Origin of the sequence: Bacillus sp. PPSBB_11 (genome assembly GCF_038023285.1) — a bacterium.
Taxonomy (GTDB): domain Bacteria; phylum Bacillota; class Bacilli; order Bacillales; family Bacillaceae; genus Bacillus; species Bacillus altitudinis.
In genome coordinates, this window is the sequence record NZ_CP150633.1 from 3,610,163 (window position 1) to 3,631,137 (window position 20,975).

Annotated in this window: 19 protein-coding genes; 2 read left to right on the forward strand and 17 right to left on the reverse strand. The window is 41.5% G+C overall.

Annotated elements, in window-relative coordinates; genetic code table 11:
* Positions 1 to 68 precede the first annotated feature (68 nt).
* Complete coding sequence (locus tag V7L95_RS17765) at positions 69 to 833, reverse strand: transporter substrate-binding domain-containing protein (protein WP_008342238.1); 765 nt, start codon at positions 831 to 833, stop codon at positions 69 to 71.
* A gap of 196 nt (positions 834 to 1,029) precedes the next feature.
* Positions 1,030 to 1,467, reverse strand: coding sequence for a BrxA/BrxB family bacilliredoxin (locus tag V7L95_RS17770; RefSeq protein WP_007501138.1), 438 nt, complete (start codon positions 1,465 to 1,467; stop codon positions 1,030 to 1,032).
* Positions 1,468 to 1,634: 167 nt separating this feature from the next.
* Here V7L95_RS17770 and V7L95_RS17775 point away from each other — a divergent pair, with 167 nt between their 5' ends.
* Positions 1,635 to 2,528 (forward strand): YegS/Rv2252/BmrU family lipid kinase, encoded by an 894-nt coding sequence (locus tag V7L95_RS17775; RefSeq protein WP_008342237.1) that lies wholly within the window; start codon positions 1,635 to 1,637, stop codon positions 2,526 to 2,528.
* Between the two features lie 14 nt (positions 2,529 to 2,542).
* On the opposite strand, the gene V7L95_RS17780 is transcribed toward V7L95_RS17775, so the two are convergent.
* The 9 genes from V7L95_RS17780 to V7L95_RS17820 all read right to left on the reverse strand — a co-directional run bounded on the left by V7L95_RS17780 (position 2,543) and on the right by V7L95_RS17820 (position 12,967).
* Positions 2,543 to 2,836, reverse strand: coding sequence for a YesK-like family protein (locus tag V7L95_RS17780; RefSeq protein WP_008342236.1), 294 nt, complete (start codon positions 2,834 to 2,836; stop codon positions 2,543 to 2,545).
* 68 nt (positions 2,837 to 2,904) lie between these two features.
* Positions 2,905 to 4,161 (reverse strand): dihydrolipoamide acetyltransferase family protein, encoded by a 1,257-nt coding sequence (locus V7L95_RS17785; protein WP_255835854.1) that lies wholly within the window; start codon positions 4,159 to 4,161, stop codon positions 2,905 to 2,907.
* A gap of 19 nt (positions 4,162 to 4,180) precedes the next feature.
* Positions 4,181 to 5,164, reverse strand: a complete 984-nt coding sequence (locus tag V7L95_RS17790; protein WP_007501148.1) for an alpha-ketoacid dehydrogenase subunit beta — start codon at positions 5,162 to 5,164, stop codon at positions 4,181 to 4,183.
* A gap of 12 nt (positions 5,165 to 5,176) precedes the next feature.
* Positions 5,177 to 6,169 (reverse strand): thiamine pyrophosphate-dependent dehydrogenase E1 component subunit alpha, encoded by a 993-nt coding sequence (locus V7L95_RS17795; protein WP_017357956.1) that lies wholly within the window; start codon positions 6,167 to 6,169, stop codon positions 5,177 to 5,179.
* A gap of 17 nt (positions 6,170 to 6,186) precedes the next feature.
* A complete protein-coding gene (gene lpdA, locus V7L95_RS17800; RefSeq protein ID WP_035390778.1) occupies positions 6,187 to 7,611 on the reverse strand; it encodes a dihydrolipoyl dehydrogenase in 1,425 nt (474 codons plus the stop codon).
* Positions 7,601 to 8,728, reverse strand: a complete 1,128-nt coding sequence (buk, locus tag V7L95_RS17805; RefSeq protein WP_026050108.1) for a butyrate kinase — start codon at positions 8,726 to 8,728, stop codon at positions 7,601 to 7,603. The genes lpdA and buk overlap by 11 nt, the downstream gene beginning before the upstream one ends.
* 27 nt (positions 8,729 to 8,755) lie before the next feature.
* Entirely contained in the window at positions 8,756 to 9,850 is a 1,095-nt protein-coding gene (gene bcd, locus V7L95_RS17810; RefSeq protein WP_007501155.1) for a branched-chain amino acid dehydrogenase, read from the reverse strand.
* A gap of 25 nt (positions 9,851 to 9,875) precedes the next feature.
* A complete protein-coding gene (yqiS, locus tag V7L95_RS17815; RefSeq protein ID WP_008342231.1) occupies positions 9,876 to 10,769 on the reverse strand; it encodes a phosphate butyryltransferase in 894 nt (297 codons plus the stop codon).
* A gap of 125 nt (positions 10,770 to 10,894) precedes the next feature.
* Positions 10,895 to 12,967 (reverse strand): sigma-54-dependent Fis family transcriptional regulator, encoded by a 2,073-nt coding sequence (locus tag V7L95_RS17820; RefSeq protein WP_017367572.1) that lies wholly within the window; start codon positions 12,965 to 12,967, stop codon positions 10,895 to 10,897.
* 149 nt (positions 12,968 to 13,116) lie between these two features.
* On the opposite strand from V7L95_RS17820, the gene V7L95_RS17825 reads away from it, so the two are divergent.
* Positions 13,117 to 13,353: a DUF2627 domain-containing protein gene (locus V7L95_RS17825; protein ID WP_017357960.1), complete on the forward strand. Its 237-nt coding sequence runs from the start codon at positions 13,117 to 13,119 to the stop codon at positions 13,351 to 13,353.
* A 33-nt stretch (positions 13,354 to 13,386) separates the two neighbouring features.
* On the opposite strand, the gene V7L95_RS17830 is transcribed toward V7L95_RS17825, so the two are convergent.
* From V7L95_RS17830 to argR, 6 genes are all read right to left on the reverse strand, one after another.
* Complete coding sequence (locus V7L95_RS17830; RefSeq protein ID WP_017367573.1) at positions 13,387 to 14,124, reverse strand: glycerophosphodiester phosphodiesterase; 738 nt, start codon at positions 14,122 to 14,124, stop codon at positions 13,387 to 13,389.
* A 226-nt stretch (positions 14,125 to 14,350) separates the two neighbouring features.
* Entirely contained in the window at positions 14,351 to 15,451 is a 1,101-nt protein-coding gene (locus tag V7L95_RS17835; protein ID WP_019743381.1) for a Rap family tetratricopeptide repeat protein, read from the reverse strand.
* A gap of 449 nt (positions 15,452 to 15,900) precedes the next feature.
* Positions 15,901 to 16,704 carry a sporulation transcription factor Spo0A gene (gene spo0A / locus V7L95_RS17840; RefSeq protein ID WP_008342226.1) on the reverse strand — a complete coding sequence of 268 codons (804 nt, stop codon included), beginning with the start codon at positions 16,702 to 16,704 and terminating at the stop codon, positions 15,901 to 15,903.
* 283 nt (positions 16,705 to 16,987) lie between these two features.
* Positions 16,988 to 18,265 (reverse strand): SpoIVB peptidase, encoded by a 1,278-nt coding sequence (gene spoIVB, locus V7L95_RS17845; RefSeq protein ID WP_008342225.1) that lies wholly within the window; start codon positions 18,263 to 18,265, stop codon positions 16,988 to 16,990.
* Positions 18,266 to 18,463: 198 nt separating this feature from the next.
* Complete coding sequence (gene recN / locus V7L95_RS17850) at positions 18,464 to 20,197, reverse strand: DNA repair protein RecN (RefSeq protein WP_008342224.1); 1,734 nt, start codon at positions 20,195 to 20,197, stop codon at positions 18,464 to 18,466.
* A 34-nt stretch (positions 20,198 to 20,231) separates the two neighbouring features.
* Positions 20,232 to 20,681, reverse strand: a complete 450-nt coding sequence (gene argR / locus V7L95_RS17855; protein ID WP_007501163.1) for a transcriptional regulator ArgR — start codon at positions 20,679 to 20,681, stop codon at positions 20,232 to 20,234.
* Positions 20,682 to 20,975: the final 294 nt, after the last annotated feature.

The following is a 20,975-nucleotide window of genomic DNA, read 5'->3' on the forward strand; positions in this document are numbered from 1 at the left end:
CAACACATGTTGAACTTTTCAGCGCTTTCTACTTGATTTTCATGAATGACGCTGATCCTTTTCCTGACTTACTTTTCATCAGCAAACCATTTTTTAATGAGTTTATCAAGTTCGCCATTATCCTTCATTTCTTTTAATGATTTATTGAATTTCGCTGTTAAGTCGCTATTTTTTTTGAATGCAATGGCTGAACCTTCGTTTGAGCTATTCAATCCAAATGCTTGGAAATCTTTTTCCTTTTTCAAGTAGCCAGCCGCTACTTTATCTTCAATAATAGCTGCATCAAAACGGCCTGCTTTAATTTCTTGAATGATATCAGAAATTTTATTACGATCTTCAACTGTTAAGTTATATTTCTTTTGCAATCCGTTTGCTTCATCTTGCTGGATAGAACCTAATTGAACGCCAACCGTTTTGTCTTTTAAATCTTTCTCTGTTTTTATACCGCTAGATTTTTTAGATACAACCAAGTTTTCAGCGTTGTAGTAAACATCTGAGAAATCAACTTGTTTTTTACGTTTTTCAGTAGGTGTCATGCCTGCAAGCACAATATCAGCTTTATTTGTTTTAAGAGCTGACACGAGGCTTGCAAAGTCCATATCTTGAATTTCTAGCTTGTAGCCGTTCTTTTTCGCTAGAGCTGTAGCAAGGTCGACATCAAAACCGATAATTTTATCACCGTCTTTTGATTCAAATGGCGGATAATCTGCTGAAGTCGCCATAATGAGTGTTTTGTCGTCTCCTGATGCGTTTGAATTATTAGAAGAAGTTCCGCATGCTGCTAATGCAGCTGCAAGACCAGCTGTCATAAGTAATAATAACCACTTTTTCATATGATAATGCCTCCTAGTATTTAAAATCATGAGTAGATTTGAATATTTATTCACTATAATGTATTTTAAACACTTTCTTTTTGATATGCAATAGTATTTTGCTAAAATTATTTTGATTCTTATGTCATGTAAAACAAAAAAACAGACCGATCAAAAGACCGGACTGCCTTTAAATGATTCATTCAAAAGTAACATGTTACACTTCTTCGCAATACTCATCGAAAGCGGCTTGAAGTTTTGACACCACTTCCATCGGTTCATGTCCTTCGATTTCGTGACGTTCGACCATTTTAATGATCTTCCCGTCTTTTAATAGAGCAAATGATGGTGAAGATGGCGGGAAGCCTTCAAAGTATTCACGTGCTCTTGCGGTTGCTTCTTTGTCCTGTCCAGCAAACACTGTGAGCAATTGATCTGGACGCTTATCGTAATGAACAGAATAACCAGCCGCTGGTCTAGCAATACCGCCTGCACAGCCGCACACTGAATTCACCATGACAAGTGTCGTTCCTTTTTTCGTTAGCGCTTCATCAACTTCTTCAGCTGTTGTCAGTTCCGTATAGCCTGCCTGTTTAATTTCTTCTCGTGCTTGTTTCACAATATCATTCATAAATAAATTAAAATCAATATTCATAACCGTCCACTCCTTCTACGTACCAAACCATTTTAACTACATCATATCAAGGAAAACGCCGGCGGGCAAATGTCTTGTTTCGCCCCCTTCACTTTTTTCAAACGTCGTTTATGACCTGTGGAATTGGGGAAAAGTGATAATAAAGTGATGAAAGGGAGAACTGCGTGATGGCACAATTCAAAAAAGCGATACTCATTTATAACGGAAATGCTGGACAAAAAAACATGGAAAAAACACTAGGTCAAACAGTGCCTCTTCTTTCTTTACATATTGATGAACTCATCCTTAAGCCTACAAAACAGCCGAATGATGCCTATCATTTCTGCCGCGAGATGGATGAGTCGATTGAATTGTTGATTATACTAGGCGGAGACGGAACCGTCCATGAATGTATGAATGGAATTGGCGGTTTAGAAAAAAGGCCAGCTGTAGCGATTTTACCTGGCGGGACGTGCAATGACTTTTCTAGAACGCTAGGCATCCCGCAGCAGATGCCAAAGGCCGCTCAAATGGTGATAGATGGCACTGAAAAAAAGGTCGATTTAATCAAAGCAGATGATCGATACCTTTTAAATTTTTGGGGGATTGGTCTCATCGCAGATACCTCAAACAATATTAATGATAAAGAAAAAGCTGTCCTCGGAAAAATCAGTTACTTCACGAGCGCTCTTCGAACCCTTCAGCAGACAGAACCTTTCTATGTACGCATTGAAACGGAAGAGGAAAACTGGGAAGAAGAAGCTGTGATTGTCCTTGTCATGAATGGGCACTTTATCGGTACAAATAAAATAGATCTGCCAAATGCTTCAATTGATGATGGAAAAGCCGAAATTTTAATTTGCAGAAATACGAGTTTCTCTGCTTTAAAAGAGATTTTTTCAATGAACCGCGAAGAGCTAGAAGATTTTAAAGGTGACCTGTCTCTTATACAAGCATCCCGCATTCATATTCATACTAAAGAGGAAATGGATGCAGATACAGATGGTGAAGTATACATGACCGCTCCTTCTTCCCTTGAAGTATTAAAACAGCATTTGACCTTTATTGTTCCGGCAGAATAAAGAAAACGCCTGCATCATTTCGATGCGGGCGTTTTTTTGATATAACGTCTGTATAAATATTCAAGTGCATACCCTAGCAGTGTACCTATCAGAAGGGAAATGCCTAATAAACTATTGGCGACTCCTTTAAATCCACCTATCATCAACAAGCAATAGGCGATTTGAATGATTGAAACGATCGATATGATGAGCAGTAAGCGTTCAGGATGATTGCGTGATTTGGAAATATACCGAAGAAAAGCGAACGCAATGGCTGTGATAAACATCAGACCAATCGTAAGAAAAGCAAAGAAATCTAATCCAGACATCTCATCGCTCCTTTCTGATTGATATGGAAATCCCCCTCTCATTGTGAGAAGGGGACATATAAATGAGCTTAATAGACGGACGTCTCTTCGTCAATGCCTTCAAGAATTTGTTTAATTCTTTGCAGGAATCTACCGCATACAAGACCATCGAGTACTCTATGATCTAATGAAAGACAAAGATTCACCATATCTCTTGCGGCAATCATACCATTTACAATCATCGGGCGCTTTACAATAGATTCTACTTGTAAAATGGCTGCTTGCGGATAGTTAATGATCCCCATTGATTGAACCGAACCAAACGATCCTGTGTTGTTCACAGTGAAAGTGCCGCCTTCCATGTCACTTTGCTTCAGTTTGCCTTGTCTGACCTTGAAAGCAAGTTCATGAATTTCCTTGGCGATTCCCTTAATCGTTTTCTCATCCGCATCTTTAATCACTGGGACAAAAAGAGCGTCATCTGTCGCAACAGCAATGGAGACATTGATCGCTTTCTTTTGAACAATTTTATCACCAGCCCACATGCTGTTCATTTCAGGGAATTCCTTTAAGGCCTGAGCCACTGCTTTGACAAAGAACGCAAAGAACGTCAAATTAAAGCCTTCTTTTGCTTTGAATTGATCTTTTAGCTGATTTCTTCTTGTCACAAGGTTTGTCACATCCACTTCCATCATCGTCCAGGCATGTGGAATTTCATGCTTGCTTCTTAGCATGTTTGCGGCAATCGCCTGTCTAATCGGAGTGACCGGCAGTTCAACATCTCCAGGCATTGAAGGGATGGAAGGAGCTGCTTTTGCTTGTGACGGCTTTGCAGGTTCTGTTTGACCCGTACCTTCACTCACAGGTGCTGCCGTTTCTTGTGCGACTCCACTTTCGATAAGCTTCAGCAAATCTTTTCTTGTGATTCTGCCGCCAGCTCCCGTTCCATGAACAGCCGCTAAATCAATTCCGTGCTCATCTGCTAAACGCAGGACTGCCGGAGAGTATCGTTTCTTTTGACTCTGATCCACATTTGTTTGGTCAGGTTCTGGTGCTTCATCTTGCGCAGGCGCCTCTTCTGTTTTCGCACTCTGCTGCGCACTGCCTTCTACTTCAATTTCACAGAACACTTCTCCTACTTGAAGTGTATCACCCTCTGCAGCCGCTAGTTTAGTGATTGTTCCTGTATAGGATGACGGAACTTCTGCATTTACTTTATCTGTCATGACTTCCGCAATCGGATCGTATTTATTCACATGATCGCCAGGTGAAACGAGCCATTTGCTAATGGTTCCTTCTGTTACACTTTCACCAAGCTGAGGCATTTTCATTTGTTCAGTTGCCACTTTGAAACCCTCCTCTTTCTTAAAACGCCGCTAGTTCTCTCATTTCAGCTTCTACCTTATCCGGATTAACCATGAAGAATTTCTCCATTGTCGGTGCATAAGGCATTGCAGGGATATCAGGTCCTGCTAGACGTTTAATTGGCGCATCTAAATCAAACAAGCAGTGCTCTGAAATGATGGCCGCTACTTCACTCATGATGCTTCCTTCTTTTGTATCTTCTGTTAACAAGAGTACTTTCCCTGTTTTTGATGCCGCTTCAATAATCGCTTCTTGATCAAGCGGGTACACTGTACGTAAATCGAGAATATGAGCAGAAATTCCGTCCTTCGCAAGGCGCTCTGCTGCTTGGAGGGCAAAATGAACACAAAGGCCATATGTAATGACCGTAATGTCATCGCCTTCTCGTTTCACATCCGCTTTTCCAATAGGGAGCGTATAATCCTCTTCAGGCACTTCTCCTTTAATGAGACGGTATGCACGTTTGTGTTCAAAGAACAATACAGGATCTGGATCACGCACTGCGGCTTTTAACAACCCTTTGACATCATAAGGTGTAGAAGGCATCACAATCTTTAAGCCTGGCTGATTGGCAAAAATGGCTTCGACCGATTGTGAATGATAAAGCGCCCCGTGTACGCCGCCCCCGTAAGGAGCACGAATGACCATTGGGCAGCTCCAATCATTATTGGAACGATATCTAATTTTTGCAGCCTCTGAAATGATTTGGTTGATGGCTGGCATAATAAAATCCGCAAATTGCATCTCTGCGATCGGACGCATTCCATACATAGCAGCCCCAATACCTACACCTGCAATCGCTGATTCGGCAAGAGGTGTATCCATGACGCGCGCTTCTCCAAATTGCTCGTAAAGACCCGCTGTTGCTTTAAATACGCCGCCTTTTTTCCCGACATCCTCTCCGAGCACAAACACTTTCGGATCTCGCTCCATTTCTTCTTTCATCGCTAGTGTAATAGCGTCTATATATGACATAACAGGCATTTTTCTTCCCCCTTACTCCGCATACACGTAACGAAGTGCGCTTTCTGCATCGGCATAAGCTGCATTTTCCGCTTCATCAGTGGCTTCGTTTACGATTTGCATGATTTCTTTGGTCATGTCTTCTTTCATTTCAGAAGTCATGACATTTCCTTCGATTAAGTACGTTTCATATTGAATGAGCGGATCTTTCTTTCTAGCTTCGAGCACTTCTTCTTTTTCTCGATAGCTAGAATCATCGTCATCACTTGAATGCGCAGTTAACCGGTAAGAAATGGTTTCGATCAATGTTGGGCCTTCGCCTCTTGCCGCACGGTCTCTCGCTTCTTTGACCGCTGCATACACTTCAAGCGGATCATTTCCATCAACCGTCACACCTGGCATTCCGTACCCTATTGCACGATCTGAAATACGCTCACATGCCACTTGTTTGTCATACGGGACAGAAATCGCATACTTATTGTTTTCACACATGAAAATAACAGGCAGCTTATGCACCGCAGCAAAGTTGGCGCCTTCGTGAAAGTCTCCTTGGTTTGAAGAGCCTTCACCGAACGTGACAAAGCTAACAAAATTCTTTTGCTCTAGACGCCCGGCAAGTGCGATGCCAACCGCATGAGGAACCTGTGTTGTCACAGGCGATGATCCAGTCACAATTCGGTTTGATCTTTGCCCAAAATGACCTGGCATCTGTCTCCCGCCTGAGTTTGGATCGTCTTTTTTCGCAAAACCAGACATCATTAAATCTTTCGCCGTCATCCCGAATGCAAGGACAACCCCCATATCACGGTAATAAGGTAAAACGTAATCCTCTTCCCTATTGAGGGCAAAAGCGGCACCGACTTGCTGCGCTTCCTGTCCTTGACAAGAGATGACGAATGGAATTTTTCCAGAACGGTTTAAAAGCCACATCCGTTCATCAATTTTTCTTGCTAAAAGCATGGTTCTATATATGTCAATCGCTTGTTCATCTGATAATCCTAATTCCTGATGACGCATGTTACTCATCATGTTTCCCTCCTTGATTAAAAATGGATCGCCTTTCCGTCAACAGCCAGTGCTGCCTCGCCAATTGCCTCTGACAAGGTTGGATGCGGGTGGATCGTCTGTCCCACTTCCCACGGAGTTGCATCTAATACTTTGGCTAATCCAGCTTCAGATATCATATCTGTTACATGAGGACCAATCATATGAATCCCTAAGATATCATCTGTCTTTTGGTCAGCAATGATTTTGACAAATCCATCAGACTCTCCAAATACAAGCGCTTTTCCGATGGCCATAAAGGGAAACTTCCCAATCTTGACTTCGTAGCCTTGCTCTTTTGCCGCCTGTTCAGTCAGTCCAACGCTAGCGGTTTCTGGGTGAGAGTACACACATTTAGACACGAGCGTTTCATCAAGCGGCTTTGGATCTTGACCAGCCATATGTTCTACTGCAATCATGCCTTCATGTGATGCGACATGCGCCAGCTGAAGACCGCCAATGACATCACCTATTGCGTAAATATGCGACTCTTTCGTTTGGTAATGCTCATTCACGACAATGCCATGATTTTCTGTCTGGATGTCCGTGTTTTCAAGACCTATGCTTTCCACGTTTGGCACTCGGCCAACTGAAAGAAGCAGTTTCTCTGCTTCAAACGACTGAGTGTCTCCACCTTGTTCCACTTGGATCTTGACCAGATTCTCATGCTTTTCTGCAGTATCTGGCAGAACCTTCGCATTTGTCACTAAGGTGATGCCCTTTTTCGTTAAAAGCTTTTCCATTTCTTTAGAAATATCTTGATCCTCTGTTGGCAAAATGCGATCTGCAAATTCGATCACTGTGACTTTTACGCCAAAATCGTTAAGCATGGAAGCCCATTCGATCCCAATCACGCCTCCGCCGACAATCAGCATGGACTGAGGGAGTTCTTGCAGTTCAAGTGCTTCGTCTGATGTAAGGATGTGTGTTCCATCCGCTTCAAGTCCGGGCAGGACGCGCGGTCTTGATCCAGTCGCAATGATGACCTGCTTAGGAATCAGCATTTCATTTTCATCGCCATTCGCCATTTCTACCGAGATGGTGCCTGGCATTGGCGAAAAAATCGAAGGGCCTAAGATACGGCCTATTCCTTCGTATACATCAATTTTCCCTTGTTTCATTAAATGTTTGACGCCGCCTGCTAATTTGTCGACAATCTCTGTTTTTCTTTTTTGTACGCTTGCAAATTGTAAGGCAATTCCGCTTGCTTCAACGCCAAAATCAGCGGCACGTTTGACCGTTTGATAGACTTCTGCACTTCTAAGCAGCGCTTTAGATGGGATACAGCCTTTATGAAGACATGTTCCACCGAGCTTTGATTTTTCTACGACTGCTGTTTTCAATCCAAGTTGAGAGGCACGAATGGCCGCTACATAGCCGCCTGTGCCTCCACCAAGAATGACGAGGTCATATTCAGTTGCCATGACTTGTCACTCCTTTCTCCGCCTTTTGATCATTTGGGTATTCTTTTGGTGATTCTTCTTCTTTTAAAATGCGAAGCGCCCCTTCTGCTAAGGATTGCAATTCATTTTCACCTGGGTACACAACAACATCTGAAATCCAGTCAATGTATCCTCTAATGCTTGACGTAATTTGTTTGCTGTAGGCAAGGCCGCCTGTTAACACAATGACGTCTACAGCTCCTTTTAAGACCGCACTAGCCGCACCAATTTCTTTGGCAATTTGATAGCACATCGCTTCATAAATAAGCGCCGCACGCTCATCGCCTGCTTCAATCATTCGCTCTACTTTTACTGCATCTGTCGTGCCAAGATAGCCCGCAAGACCGCCTTCGCCAATAATGCGTTTGAGCATTTCCTCTTGCGAATATTCACCAGAAAAGCATAAATTAACAAGGTCACCTGTTGGGAGAGTACCTGCCCGCTCTGGGCTGAAAGGACCCTCACCATGAAGACCGTTATTCACATCAATGACTTTTCCTTTTTGATGTACACCAATCGTAATTCCGCCGCCCATATGGGTAATGATCATGTTCAAATCTTCATAACGTTTTCCAAACGAAGCAGCCGTTTTTCTTGCGACTGCTTTTTGATTTAACGCATGAAAAATGCTTTTCCGCTCAATTGTTGGCAGTCCTGAAATACGAGCAATTGGCTGTAGTTCATCTACGACTACGGGATCAACAATAAAAGCTGGGATGTTAAGACCAAGTGCAATTTCTCGGGCAATGATTCCGCCTAGATTAGAGGCGTGCTGGCCAGCATACCCTTCTTTTAGATCTTCAACCATTTGCTCATTTACTTCATATGTGCCACCTTCAATCGGGCGAAGCAGACCACCGCGTGCGCAAACTGCATCAAACTTTGAGATGTTCATCCCCTGTTCATGCAGTGTTTTTAAAATGGTTTCTTTACGGAATGAAAATTGATCAATGATATGAGGAAACTGCTTGATTTCCTCATCTGTATGTCTTAATGTCGTTTCAAAAATAGATCGTTCATTATGAAACACACCGATTTTTGTTGAGGTAGAGCCAGGATTAATCGTGAGTATACGCCATTCTTTTGTCAGCAAAAACAAAACCTCCGTTTCAACTCATTCATCCATTTAGCGACGACTTAAAATATGTTGACCATTTTGCAGGAATTGGCTTCTTGATTTGCGCATTCTTTCAATTCGCTCTTCAGCCAATCGGTCTGCCGCTTTATAAGTTGGAATGGCATCACGGTTAGAGATTTCAATCACTCGCTCAATGTTTTGGTAAATGCCTTCTACTTTTTTCATTGCACGATCGGCATTATAGCCATAAAGCTCATCTGCAACGTTAATCACACCGCCTGCATTGATCACATAATCCGGTGCGTACACAATGCCCATTTCATGAATAAGATCTCCATGATGTGTTTCTCTCAGCTGGTTATTCGCTGCACCTGCAATGACTTTTGCCTTTAATTTAGGAATCGTCACATCGTTAATGGTTGCACCGAGTGCACATGGTGCGTAAATATCACATTCTTGATCATAAATATCATCAGGGTCTACCGCTTTTGCACCGAAGTCTTCTACAGCTCGCTGAACTGAGTCTTTGTTGATATCAGTAACGATAAGCTGTGCGCCTTCTTCATGCAGGTGTTTACATAGGTTGTAAGCCACGTTTCCAACACCTTGAACGGCAATTGTTTTTCCTTCTAATGAATCTGTACCGAATGCTGCTTTTGCAGCTGCTTTCATGCCTTTATATACACCGTAAGCAGTCACTGGAGATGGGTTTCCTGAAGAACCAAATGCAGGAGAGATGCCTGTGACAAAGTCTGTTTCTTCATGGATAAGATCCATATCTTCTACCGTTGTACCGACATCTTCAGCGGTGATATAACGGCCATTTAATCCTTGAATGTAACGGCCAAAAGCACGGAACATTTCTTCATTCTTGTCTTTTCTCGGATCGCCAATGATGACCGTTTTACCGCCGCCAAGGTTAAGCCCTGCCGCCGCATTTTTATAAGTCATACCTCTTGCAAGACGCAAGGCATCTTCGATCGCTGCTTCTTCATTTTCATATGTCCACATTCTTGTTCCGCCGAGTGCCGGCCCAAGTGTTGTATCATGAATGGCAATGATGGCTTTTAAACCAGACTGTTCATCCTGACAAAATACAAGCTGTTCATAATCGTATCGTTCCATATATTTAAAAAGTTCCATTTTCTATTCCTCCTAATACTTTCGCTTAATTAGATGTACAGATGGCAAGTGCAATTGAATAGAGCTTGCTTTCAGCTGAATCAGACCGGCTTGTTAAAGCAATCGGTGCTTTCGCTCCTGCCACCACAGCTCCCACTTTTGCATGAGCAAAGTAGATGAGAGATTTATAAAGAATGTTGCCTGCTTCAATGGTTGGCACAAGCAAAATATCTGCATGACCAGCCACATCACTCGTAATATTTTTATGAGAAGCTGCCGTTTGAGAAATGGCATTATCTAAAGCCAGCGGTCCATCAATCAGGCAGCCAGAAATTTGACCTCTTCGATTCATTTGCGCAAGACTTGCAGCTGTGAGCGTCGAATCCATCGCTGGGTTTACGACTTCTACCGCTGATAATACCGCCACTTTGGGCATATCATTTCCGACAGCTTGTGCGACTTGAACGGAATTCACCGTAATTTCTTTCAGCATATTTAAATCAGGCGCAATGTTCATCGCAGAGTCCGTCACATAGATAAAACGGTCAAAGCCCGGTACTTCGAAGGCTGCAACATGTGAAAGGACACTCGCTGTCCGAAGCCCATATTCTTTATTTAGGACAGCTTTTAACAGTACGGCTGTCGGGACATGCCCCTTCATGAGAATATCTGCATGATTTTCACTTACTGCCTGAACGGCAATTTTGGCAGATTCTTCGGGTGAATCTGAATGAATAATATCTATCCAGTCTTCATTAATCTCATGCTGTTTGACTAGCTCCTTTAGGTTGCGTTTGTTTCCAACCAGCAGGAAGCGAGCGACTTTTCGTTCGATTGCCATTTTGATGGCATGAAGCACTTCTTCGTCTTCTGCATGAGCCACAGCCGCTGTTTTATTCTGCAGCTGCGAGGCTTTGATAATCAGATCGTCAAGCTTCATACTTGCCCACCTTTCCTTGTGCTCGGTTCCTCTTTTTATATGCAAGTTCCGTGCCAGCTTGAAATGTGTGAAAAATAAGCCTTTCCGCAAAGAAATTATGCAATTTCTTGCAGGTTACGTGCATGTTACTGCATGCTATCTTTTGCAAGCTGATACTTATCCATTTTATAGTAAAGATTGCGAATGCTGATCCCTAACGTTTTCGCTGTTTTTGTGCGATTGAATTGATGTTTTTCAAGGGTTTGTTTGATCAGCTGCGCTTCAAATGCTTCTACAGCATCTGAGAGCGTCTCCCCCTCAAATTGACTAACAGCCAGTTCCTGCTGCTCTTTTTCCTCATGCTCGTCTGACTCCATGAAGGCGATATGCGCTTCATCGATCCATTCTTCTTGCGGATTCAAAAAGATCATCGCTCGTCCAAGCACGTTTTCAAGCTCTCTCACGTTGCCTGGCCAGCTATATGATCGAAGTCTATGAAGCGCACGATCTGTTAAGCCGCTGACGTTTCGCCCATAGTCTAAATTGATCTTCTGGATGAGGCGTTTACTTAATGATTCAATATCTTCGAGACGCTGTCTGAGCGGTGGGATCGATATCGGGTATCTATTCATTCGATAATATAAATCCTCTCTGAACTTCCCTTCTGCCATCGCCTTTTCAATATTGACATTTGTCGCTGTGATCACACGCACATCGACCGGTATCGCTTTCGTTCCGCCTACCCGAACAATTTCTTTTTCTTGCATGACACGCAGCAATTTCGCTTGTGTACTTGGCGTCATTTCACCGATTTCATCTAAAAAGATGCTGCCTTGATTGGCTTCTTCAAACAGCCCTTTTTTCCCGCCTCGCCTTGCACCAGAAAACGCTCCTTCCTCGTAGCCAAACAGTTCTGACTCTAAAAGAGTTTCTGATAAGGCAGCACAGTTGACACGGACAAAGCGGTTGTACTTGCGATCACTTTCATTGTGAATGGCATGTGCAAACAGCTCTTTCCCAGTACCTGATTCTCCGCGGAGTAAAATGGTTGCCGGCGTTTTTGCACCCAGCTTTGCCTGCTCAAGTGCGACAAGCATTTGTTCACTTTCTCCAATAATGTCTTCAAATGTGTACTTTGCTTCAAGTGTTCGGATGAGCTGTCTTGCTTTATTTAATTCATTCGTCAATGATTGAATTTCGGATACATCGTGAATGACCCCGACACTGCCTTTTAGAATGCCGTCCACAATAACAGGTGCTACATTGACGATGACATCTTTTTTATTTGGACCAACCTTCATTCTGACGCCACGAACAGGTCTTCTTGTTTCAAGCACCTTTAAGTGCATGCTTTCCCCTTCGGAAATATCAGCTCCTGCTGGTTTACCCACGACCTCTTTATCCGTTAAACCAGTCATTTTCGTATAAGCACGGTTGATCAAAATACCTTTCCCCTGCTCATCGACAACCGATATGGCTTCATCTGATGATTGAATAATCGCCTCAAGCATCGTTCTTACTTCTTTGAGGTTTGTCACTTCTTCCGCAAGCTCCACCGCATCTGTAATGTCTTTAAAGATGGATAAAGCACCTAACATTCTCCCCGCGTCATCAATAATCGGCAGACGGGTGGTCACAATTTGAATTTGCTGATTCAAAAATTGCTTTTGGTTAAATTCCGGCTCCCTTGACCTTAATATATCGGGAAGTTTCGTGTTCGGAATCACTTCTCGAATGTGACGGCCAATCGCATCCTTTTGCGAACACCCCACCATTTTGGCAGCCGATCGATTAAACAGGACCACTTCTTCATCCATATTAATAAAAATCATGCCATCATTCGTTGCATTAAAAATGCGGTCATGTTTATAGGTTTGTTCCTTCAATATTTGAATAAGCTGTTGTTTCTCTGCCATTAATTCTGACATGACATATGCCATCGAGCTTGGCACAATCACAGCATGCTCTGGTTTTTGTTCAATTAGTTCCTTCAGTACAGCAGAACTGCCTGTGGTTTCAATGATGATATCAATGTCATCTTTTATGTATTCTTTCCAATCCGTCGTCGTCTCAATTCCATTCTTTTTCGCTTCATCCATCCCCGGTGCCTCGAGATCAAGGTCGGCGATCGCAATGATTTGAACCGTATTTGTTTTCAGCAATGTTTCAAGCAGTGCTGATCCACCTTGTCCTGCACCGACAATCAAGACTCTCTGCATCCCGTTACCCCTTTATATGAAAAATTTTGCACACCATATTTTTCCGTTGCAAAAAATTGCACAACACCTATATTACCACGTTTTCCTTTCTTGACAAAATATTTTTTGAATTAGACAATGGAAGTAAATGACGTTTAAGGGGACATTTGATGGGGAGAATACTGGCATTAGTGATTATTTTAATACCTGGAGCCTTTGCAGCACTTGGCATTAAGCTGCTGCGTGACACTGTTTTCGGCATCATCATTGCACCATTTCCATATTTATGGCTGCAAGGAATTGCAGGGTTGTTATTTTTAGGGGGAGGTCTTTATGTTGTTGCAGGATTTATTTTATATAGAGACCGTAAACGAAATAAAGTAACAACTCGTTTTAAGCAAAGGTAATCATGAAAAAGACCCGCTGTTGATAGCAGGTCTTTATTTCATTTCTTCTCTTATTTTGACGGCTCGATCAGGAAAATCAGTAAAGATTCCATCAACACCCAAGGTCAACATATTTTTTATTTGCTTCTCACTGTTTACAGTAAACGGTCTGATCACTTGTTGGTCCGCATGGAGAGCGGATACTACTTCTTTTGTCACCCCAGCGCCCTTTATATTCGGATGGTAGCCCTTTGCCGGGATTGTTTTTAAATACATGTCCGGTTGATGAATCACATCCATCGTGAGGACCGCCAGTTCAATGTGCGGCATCAGCTTGTGAAAAAGAGCTAAGCTGCCGTGATGAAATGATGAGACAAGCACTCGATCCTCTATTTGAAAGTGCTCAATTTGCTCTTTTACTTTTTCTTCAATCCCTGGATATCGATAAATAGAGTTTTTTAATTCAATGTTGATCATAAAGGATGGTCTCTGCGTCACTAGCTCTAATACTTCTTCTAATAGAGGAATGGAGACCGCACCCGTTTCTTCATAGAAAGAATGACTGGCATCTCCTCTTTTTAACTCTTCATATGTATAGTCTTTCACTAACCCTTTCATATTGGTCGTTCGGTTCAGCTTTTCATCGTGAATGACAGCTAGTCTGCCGTCTTTGGTGAGCTGAACATCAAGCTCAATCCCATCCGCTCCAGAATGGAGTGCGTGCTCAAAGGCAATCATGGTGTTCTCTGGATAGTTTCCTTTAAAGCCTCTATGTGCAAAAATTTTCGTCATATGCCACCTCTAAATATGATGATTACCTATATTATGACGTGTCTGTTTTCGTTTTGCCAGTTTGAGCACATAAAAAAACCTCTTCTAATAAGAGAGAAGAGGTTGACAGGTAAATTCGATCACGTAATCGCTCTGATGGCTTGCTCTGTCGTCTCTGCGTCAAGAGCAAAAAGGGAAGAAACAACTGCGACTGCTGTAACGATTGTTACACCTAACAACAACTTTTTCATAAGATAACCTCCACTTTCTTTTGAAGTATTTGTGCATCGAATTTCTTTTCAAGAAAACGAATGGCATTTTGATAATCATTTCGTTCCTTGAAGTATTTCGATATTTGTTCAGACAAATCCTCAAGCTCCACATATAATCTATTTTTTTCTATGTAGTCTAATTTTTCAGAGAATACGTCTGCTGCTCCACTATTTTCGCACATCAAATCCAAAATTTCAAATTTTACTATATATTCATTATTTTGGATATCACAGCTATATTGAATCCCCTCTTTAATATATTCTTTCGCCTCATGATCTCCTAAATGAACTAAGGCATTTGCGAGAACATATAAAGATTGGATGAAATAATGGCTATTGTCGCGATGAATTTGAATGCTCATCCCTTTTTTGGCGTATTGCGCACTTTTTTCATAATCAGGTTTTGCGTAATAAAGAACCGCTAAATTGTGATAGCACTTCCCAATCAGCACTTCATTGTTAATGCGCTTACTTTTCTCAAGTGCCTCTTGGTACTTTTCCTCAGCTTCATCAAACTGTAGTAAATCAATACAGTTGCTTGCATGTAAAATTAAGCTGTCAATCGCCTGTGCGGTATATTCTTCATGCGCTTTAAACGTATCAATGGCTTTTTTAATATGATTAATGGAAATGAAATTTTGCTTCAGTTCGTAATAAATGGAAGCGACTTTATGATGAAAAGTTCCTACTTCAAGATCTTCATTCACACGTTTTAGCCGCTGCTCAGCAATCTTATAAAAACTAATCGCCTCATCATATTTTTTGACATAGGCAGCATATTGGCCTTTATAAAAGTAAAAATAAAAATTAATAATGTCATCTGCTTTTTCATCCAGCGTTCCGACACTTTTCATAATCTGATTGGCTTTTTCAATATTTCCAAGTAACATTTCATGTCTGCCGTCGACTAGCTGATAATAAAGAAGAACTTCTCGATCCTCATCTGTATTTTTTAGCAAATTCTGAATTTTCTCTTTATAGACAGCAGATTTTTCTAGGTCATTCTGAGAAATGACCCTCGTCCACTTGCTAATTTCGTTCGCAACCTCAGCAGAGTGGATTTTCAGCTTTCCCATAACCTCACCCTCTTCTTTTCATTATTATAGCATAGTAAAAGAATGTGAAAATTATTAAATTCGACAATGGGAATATTCAGTTCAAATGGCACAATCTCTAAGAAGCCAGTGACTTTAAAACGCCAACCAATCGGGTCAATAGAAATAGAACTTTCGATCTCATTTACTTTATTTACTAATTACATAAGACCTTTTCCTCTCATCCTTTTTCTTACGAATGAGCGTTTTCTTCTTCTATAAGCCAATTGATTAGCGTAGCTGATTACCACTATTTTATGTCCTATTCATTTCTTTCATGCTTTATTTTTCATTTTATTCTGAAAATAAAGCAGCCCGTTTGTCCAATTTAAACATTAAAGATGATTTTATCAACATAACCATTTTTTAGCAATATTTTACGAAAATAAAAAAACGCCTCATTGAAGAAACGTTTTTTTATGGAAGGTGACTTAGCTTGCTCTATGCTCTAAACGCAGTCGATCAGCCACCATGGCAATAAATTCGGAATTGGTCGGTTTGGCTTTTGACATGCTGACTGTGTAGCCAAAGAGTGACGAAATGGAGTCAATATTCCCTCTGCTCCAAGCCACTTCAATGGCATGACGAATCGCTCGTTCTACCCTGCTGGCTGTCGTGTTAAATTTCTTTGCAATGTCTGGGTACAATACTTTTGTAATACTGCCGAGTAGTTCAATATCATTGTACACCATCGAAATGGCTTCTCTTAAGTATAAATAACCTTTAATATGAGCTGGCACGCCAATCTCATGAATAATCGTCGTAATGCTCGCATCTAAGTTCTTACGTTTCGGTTCAGGTTTGCTGCGAAGGACACTGTTTTGGATAGATGAAGATCGATGGCTGACTTGTGTGCCGTTTCCACTGACTTGACGAATATGACCTACGAGGTTTTCCATATCGAATGGTTTCAAAATGAAATAGGATGCGCCCAAATCGACTGCTTTTTTCGTTACGTCTTCTTGTCCGAAAGCCGTCAGCATAATGACACTTGGCTGTTTAGTCATTTCATTGTTTTCACGGAGGCGTTCCAGTACAGCAAGACCGTCTAAATGAGGCATGATAATATCTAAGAGGAGAACGTCGGGCTCTTTATCTTTAAATAATGTCAGACATTCCTGACCATTATACGCCACGCCAAGTACTTCCATATCTTCCTGTCCCTCAATATACTCTGTCAAAAGGCCAACAAGTTCTCGATTGTCATCAGCTACACACACTTTAATTTTCTCCACGTTCTTTCCTCCCCAATGTCGATTCCTTAGTCTTTTGCATTTCTCTTCTGAGTGTTCAATTCGACAAAACCATGCTATCCCCTTTAAAAAAGTTTAATTTTCCGAATAATAGAGCATTATCTAGCTTTTTCTACGTTTTTCTTAATGAATCGACGATTATTGCAATTTGACAACACACTGTTTTCCATTTTGTCGAAAAATCTCTTTTTCCTTATTTTATAACATGATGGAAGAGAAAGAAAGGGTAGAAAAAAACTGCCGGAAGATTCGCGGCAGTTTTTCATCAGCTTGCTTTTTTGTTTTTTTGATAAAGGTCAATTCCTGCTTCTGACAGCATCCATTCAATGTGTACGCCGTATCCGCTTGTCGGGTCATTGACGAACACGTGAGTGACCGCTCCAATGACTTTGCCATTTTGGATGATCGGACTACCGCTCATTCCTTGAACGATCCCGCCCGTTTTGCTTAATAAGCGTTCATCTGTTACTTTAAGCACCATTCCTTTTGTTGCCGGGAATTTTTGTGGTGTTGTGCTGACGATTTTAATATCAAATTTCTCTACTTTATCATGGTCCACGACCGTTAATATTTCGGCTGGACCTTCTTTTACTTCACTTGATAATGCGACTGGAAGTGGTTTGTCTGCTACATGATTTTCAAGTTTTTCGGTTAACGTACCAAATATACCGAATGGACTGTTACGTGAAATATCACCTATCGTTTTTCTTTCGGAAGAAAACCTGGCCAATTTTTCTCCAGGGTTGCCTCCTGTCCCTTTTTCAATGGATGTGACGGTTGATCTGACAATTTCACCATTGTCGACTACGATTGGTTTTTTTGTATCCATGTCAGAAATCACATGCCCAAGGGCGCCATATTTTTTAGAAGATGGTTCAAAGAAGGTCATCGTCCCGATTCCTGCTGCGGAATCACGAATATAAAGACCGATTCGATAAGTACCTTCACTTGCATCTTTCGCGGGTGTTAATGTCGTTTGAAAGGTTTTATGGTCTCTTTTTATGAGTAAATGAAGGGTTTCCCCCGTTTTTCCGGCTTTCTGAATAAATGGGGTGAGGTCATTCATCTTCTCCATTTTCTGACCATTGATCTCAATGATCATATCCCCTGATTGAATGCCTGCAGCTTCACCTGGTGATTTTTTGCCGTCTGCTGTTGTGATTTGATGAAAACCGACAACGAGAACTCCGACAGAATGGAGTTTGACGCCAATGGATTGTCCTCCAGGAATGACTTTTAATTCGGGAAGAACATCGACTTTTGTTTTCTTAATAGGAAATCCTTTAAAATCATAAACAATTTCGGCTTTTCCCGCCTTTTGTCCCGTTACTTCAAGTTGATTCTTTTTCTCTGAAAGACTAAAGGCTGGTGAAGAAGCATTGGCTGACGCTTCAATGGATGTATCAATCGAATGCTTCTCGTGTTCAAATACTGCGACAGTTGTTGGAATGCTGATATATTCCTTCACTATGCTCATAAACCCTGTACTTATTAAAGAAACAAGGAGAATCACGCCAATGGCTTTTCTCATCTTTTCGGGCATTCATTTTTCACTCTCCTCGCTCCTTACCCACACCAGAACATTAATGTTTTGGCTACATCTTTACTTTTGCCTTCTTAGCGAGGATTTATAACCGACACCTTTAGAAAATGATTGGATAAATTGATAAAAGAAAAAGACGATTTCATGCGTATATACGGCGAATATGAGACAATATAAAAAAGGCAGCTGTTGTTTCAGCTACCCTGTCGTTTTGACATCATTTGCTTGGTGCAGTAATTCTTTTGCATGCTGTTTTGTGAGCTCAGTGACTTCTACACCAGCAATCATTCGGCCAATTTCACTCACTTTTTCATCATCACTGAGTGGTTTGACGTTCGTCATTGTTCTACCAGCTTTAGCGCGTTTAGAAATAAAAAGATGTGTATCAGCCATTGCTGCGACTTGCGGCAGATGGGTAATACAGAGTACTTGTGAGCCTGCTGCGACTTTATAAATTTTTTCAGCAATGGCTTGTGCGACTCTGCCGCTAACGCCCGTATCCACTTCATCAAATATAATGGACGTCACTTCTTGTTTCGCTGAGAAAATACTTTTCACTGCCAGCATGACACGTGAAATTTCTCCTCCAGATGCTACTTTTGACAAAGATTTCATCGGTTCACCCGGATTTGTAGAAATGACAAATTGCGCTTGATCTATGCCATTTTTCCCGAGCTGTACGGGTTTTCCATCTAAAAGCGGGCAGTCCGTACTGCCAAATGGTGCATATCGAATCGTAAAAGCGGTATCAAAAGAAGACTTCTCCATATATAAATCCTTCAATTCAGCTTGAATATGCTTCGCCAGTTTTTTCGCCCATTTTTTACGGAGCTCTGACACGTTAAGCGCTTCAAGCAATGCATCCCGGCTTATCGCATCAAGTTTGTTTTTAAGTGTCTGCAAATGGCTGTCTCGATTTTGGATTTGGTCTATCTCCTCTTCAATCTTAGCCGCATATTCTAAAATTTCCTCAACGGTTGTGCCGTATTTTCGCTTCAGCTGCTTCATCTCATTTAGTCTAGACTCAATAAAATCAAGACGGGCTGGGTCAAATTCTAATTGATCAAGCATGCTGCGCATTTGAAAAGTAGAATCTTCTAATAAATAATAGGAGTTTGACACTTGCTCAGAGAGCTTTTTCAGATCGTCGTTGATCTCAGAAACTTGCTCAAGCTCGCTTGAAGCCATCCCAACCCAATCAAGTCCTCCCTGCTCATTACGCAGAGCATTATATGCGTTTTGAAGTGAGGAAAAGATTTTTTCAAAATTGCTGATTTGATGACGTTCCTCTTGAAGCTTCTCATCTTCCCCAGGCTCTAATTGTGCCGCTTCAATCTCTTCCAGCTGAAATTGCAATAAGTCTAACCGGTGAACCATTTCCTGTTCATTTTCAGACAGCTGTTTGAGTTTTTGCGCCGTCTTCATATATTGATCATACGCTTCTTGATACTGTGAGAGAGCAGGTGCAATTTCTTCTGCTCCAAATTGATCAAGCAAATGTAAATGATTTTCATCTTCCATTAACAGCTGATTATCGTGCTGTCCATGTATATCAAGCAAAAGACGGCCAACTTCTCTTAAAAGCGAGATGGTGACAAGCTTACCATTAATGCGGCAAATGCTTTTCCCGCTTTGATTGATATCACGGCGAAGAATCATCATTTCATCAGATGCATCAATTCCTTGCTCCTCGCAAAGGGCAAATACAGGATGATCTGCTGGTACAAGAAAAAGACCTTCCAGCTCTGCTTTTTTTTCACCATAACGGACAAATTCGGATGATCCTCTTCCCCCTACGAGAAGTGAGACAGCGTCAATCATGATTGATTTTCCGGCACCTGTTTCCCCTGTTAGAACTGTGAGTCCTTTTTCAAACGAAACCGTTAACTCCTCGATGATTGCAAAGTTTTTAATGGTTAGTTCTGCTAACACTCATTTGACACCTCTTTTTGTAAACCTGATCTCTTTATAGAAGTTCTAAAATTTTAGACGAAACTGTATCCGTATCGTCTGGCGTGCGGCAAATGATTAAGATGGTATCATCCCCACAAATGGTTCCCATAATTTCTTCCCAATCTAAATTATCCATTAAAGCACCGATGGCTTGAGCGTTCCCAGGCATTGTTTTTAGAACGATTAAATGACTGGCAGCATCCATTTTAATAAATGCGTCCATTAAGGAACGCTTTAATTTTGATAGCGGGTTAAACCGCTGATCTGCAGGAAGGCTGTATTTATATGTTCCATTATTTGTTGGCACTTTGACTAAATGCAGTTCTTTGATATCTCTTGATACGGTCGCCTGTGTGATGTTATATCCATCCGCTTTCAAAATATCGACTAATTCGTCTTGTGTTTCGATTTCTTGGCTTGCGATAATTTCTCTAATCTTAATATGTCTTTGACCTTTGTTCATTTTGACCCCCCTAGGCGTTAGAATCTCAGTTTGTCTTTACGTTCTATGTTATATGATGCACACTTCAAAAAACAAGCATTACGTGAGAAACGGTTAATTCTGATCTTTTGACCATGTAAAAAGGAATAATAGCGAGCTATTATTCCTCGCATTCTTTGTCAGTCCTGCGCTCTGGTGCTCACGAATGCCAAATTCGCTTCGCGCCAGTACTCGTCCTTCCTAGGGCTGCAAAGGTTTTCTATCACGCTGAAAAGAAGACAAAGGGCTAAAATCAAGTTCATTTTAGCCCTTTGT

Coding starts and splice junctions, on each gene's coding strand:
- V7L95_RS17765 (WP_008342238.1), bottom strand. CDS start 833: ATGAAAAAGTGGTTATTATTACTTATGACAGCTGGTCTTGCAGCTGCA.
- V7L95_RS17770 (WP_007501138.1), bottom strand. CDS start 1,467: ATGAATATTGATTTTAATTTATTTATGAATGATATTGTGAAACAAGCA.
- V7L95_RS17775 (WP_008342237.1), top strand. CDS start 1,635: ATGGCACAATTCAAAAAAGCGATACTCATTTATAACGGAAATGCTGGA.
- V7L95_RS17780 (WP_008342236.1), bottom strand. CDS start 2,836: ATGTCTGGATTAGATTTCTTTGCTTTTCTTACGATTGGTCTGATGTTT.
- V7L95_RS17790 (WP_007501148.1), bottom strand. CDS start 5,164: ATGCCTGTTATGTCATATATAGACGCTATTACACTAGCGATGAAAGAA.
- V7L95_RS17795 (WP_017357956.1), bottom strand. CDS start 6,169: ATGAGTAACATGCGTCATCAGGAATTAGGATTATCAGATGAACAAGCG.
- lpdA (WP_035390778.1), bottom strand. CDS start 7,611: ATGGCAACTGAATATGACCTCGTCATTCTTGGTGGAGGCACAGGCGGC.
- bcd (WP_007501155.1), bottom strand. CDS start 9,850: ATGGAACTTTTTAAATATATGGAACGATACGATTATGAACAGCTTGTA.
- yqiS (WP_008342231.1), bottom strand. CDS start 10,769: ATGAAGCTTGACGATCTGATTATCAAAGCCTCGCAGCTGCAGAATAAA.
- V7L95_RS17820 (WP_017367572.1), bottom strand. CDS start 12,967: ATGCAGAGAGTCTTGATTGTCGGTGCAGGACAAGGTGGATCAGCACTG.
- V7L95_RS17825 (WP_017357960.1), top strand. CDS start 13,117: ATGGGGAGAATACTGGCATTAGTGATTATTTTAATACCTGGAGCCTTT.
- V7L95_RS17830 (WP_017367573.1), bottom strand. CDS start 14,124: ATGACGAAAATTTTTGCACATAGAGGCTTTAAAGGAAACTATCCAGAG.
- V7L95_RS17835 (WP_019743381.1), bottom strand. CDS start 15,451: ATGGGAAAGCTGAAAATCCACTCTGCTGAGGTTGCGAACGAAATTAGC.
- spoIVB (WP_008342225.1), bottom strand. CDS start 18,265: ATGCCCGAAAAGATGAGAAAAGCCATTGGCGTGATTCTCCTTGTTTCT.
- argR (WP_007501163.1), bottom strand. CDS start 20,681: ATGAACAAAGGTCAAAGACATATTAAGATTAGAGAAATTATCGCAAGC.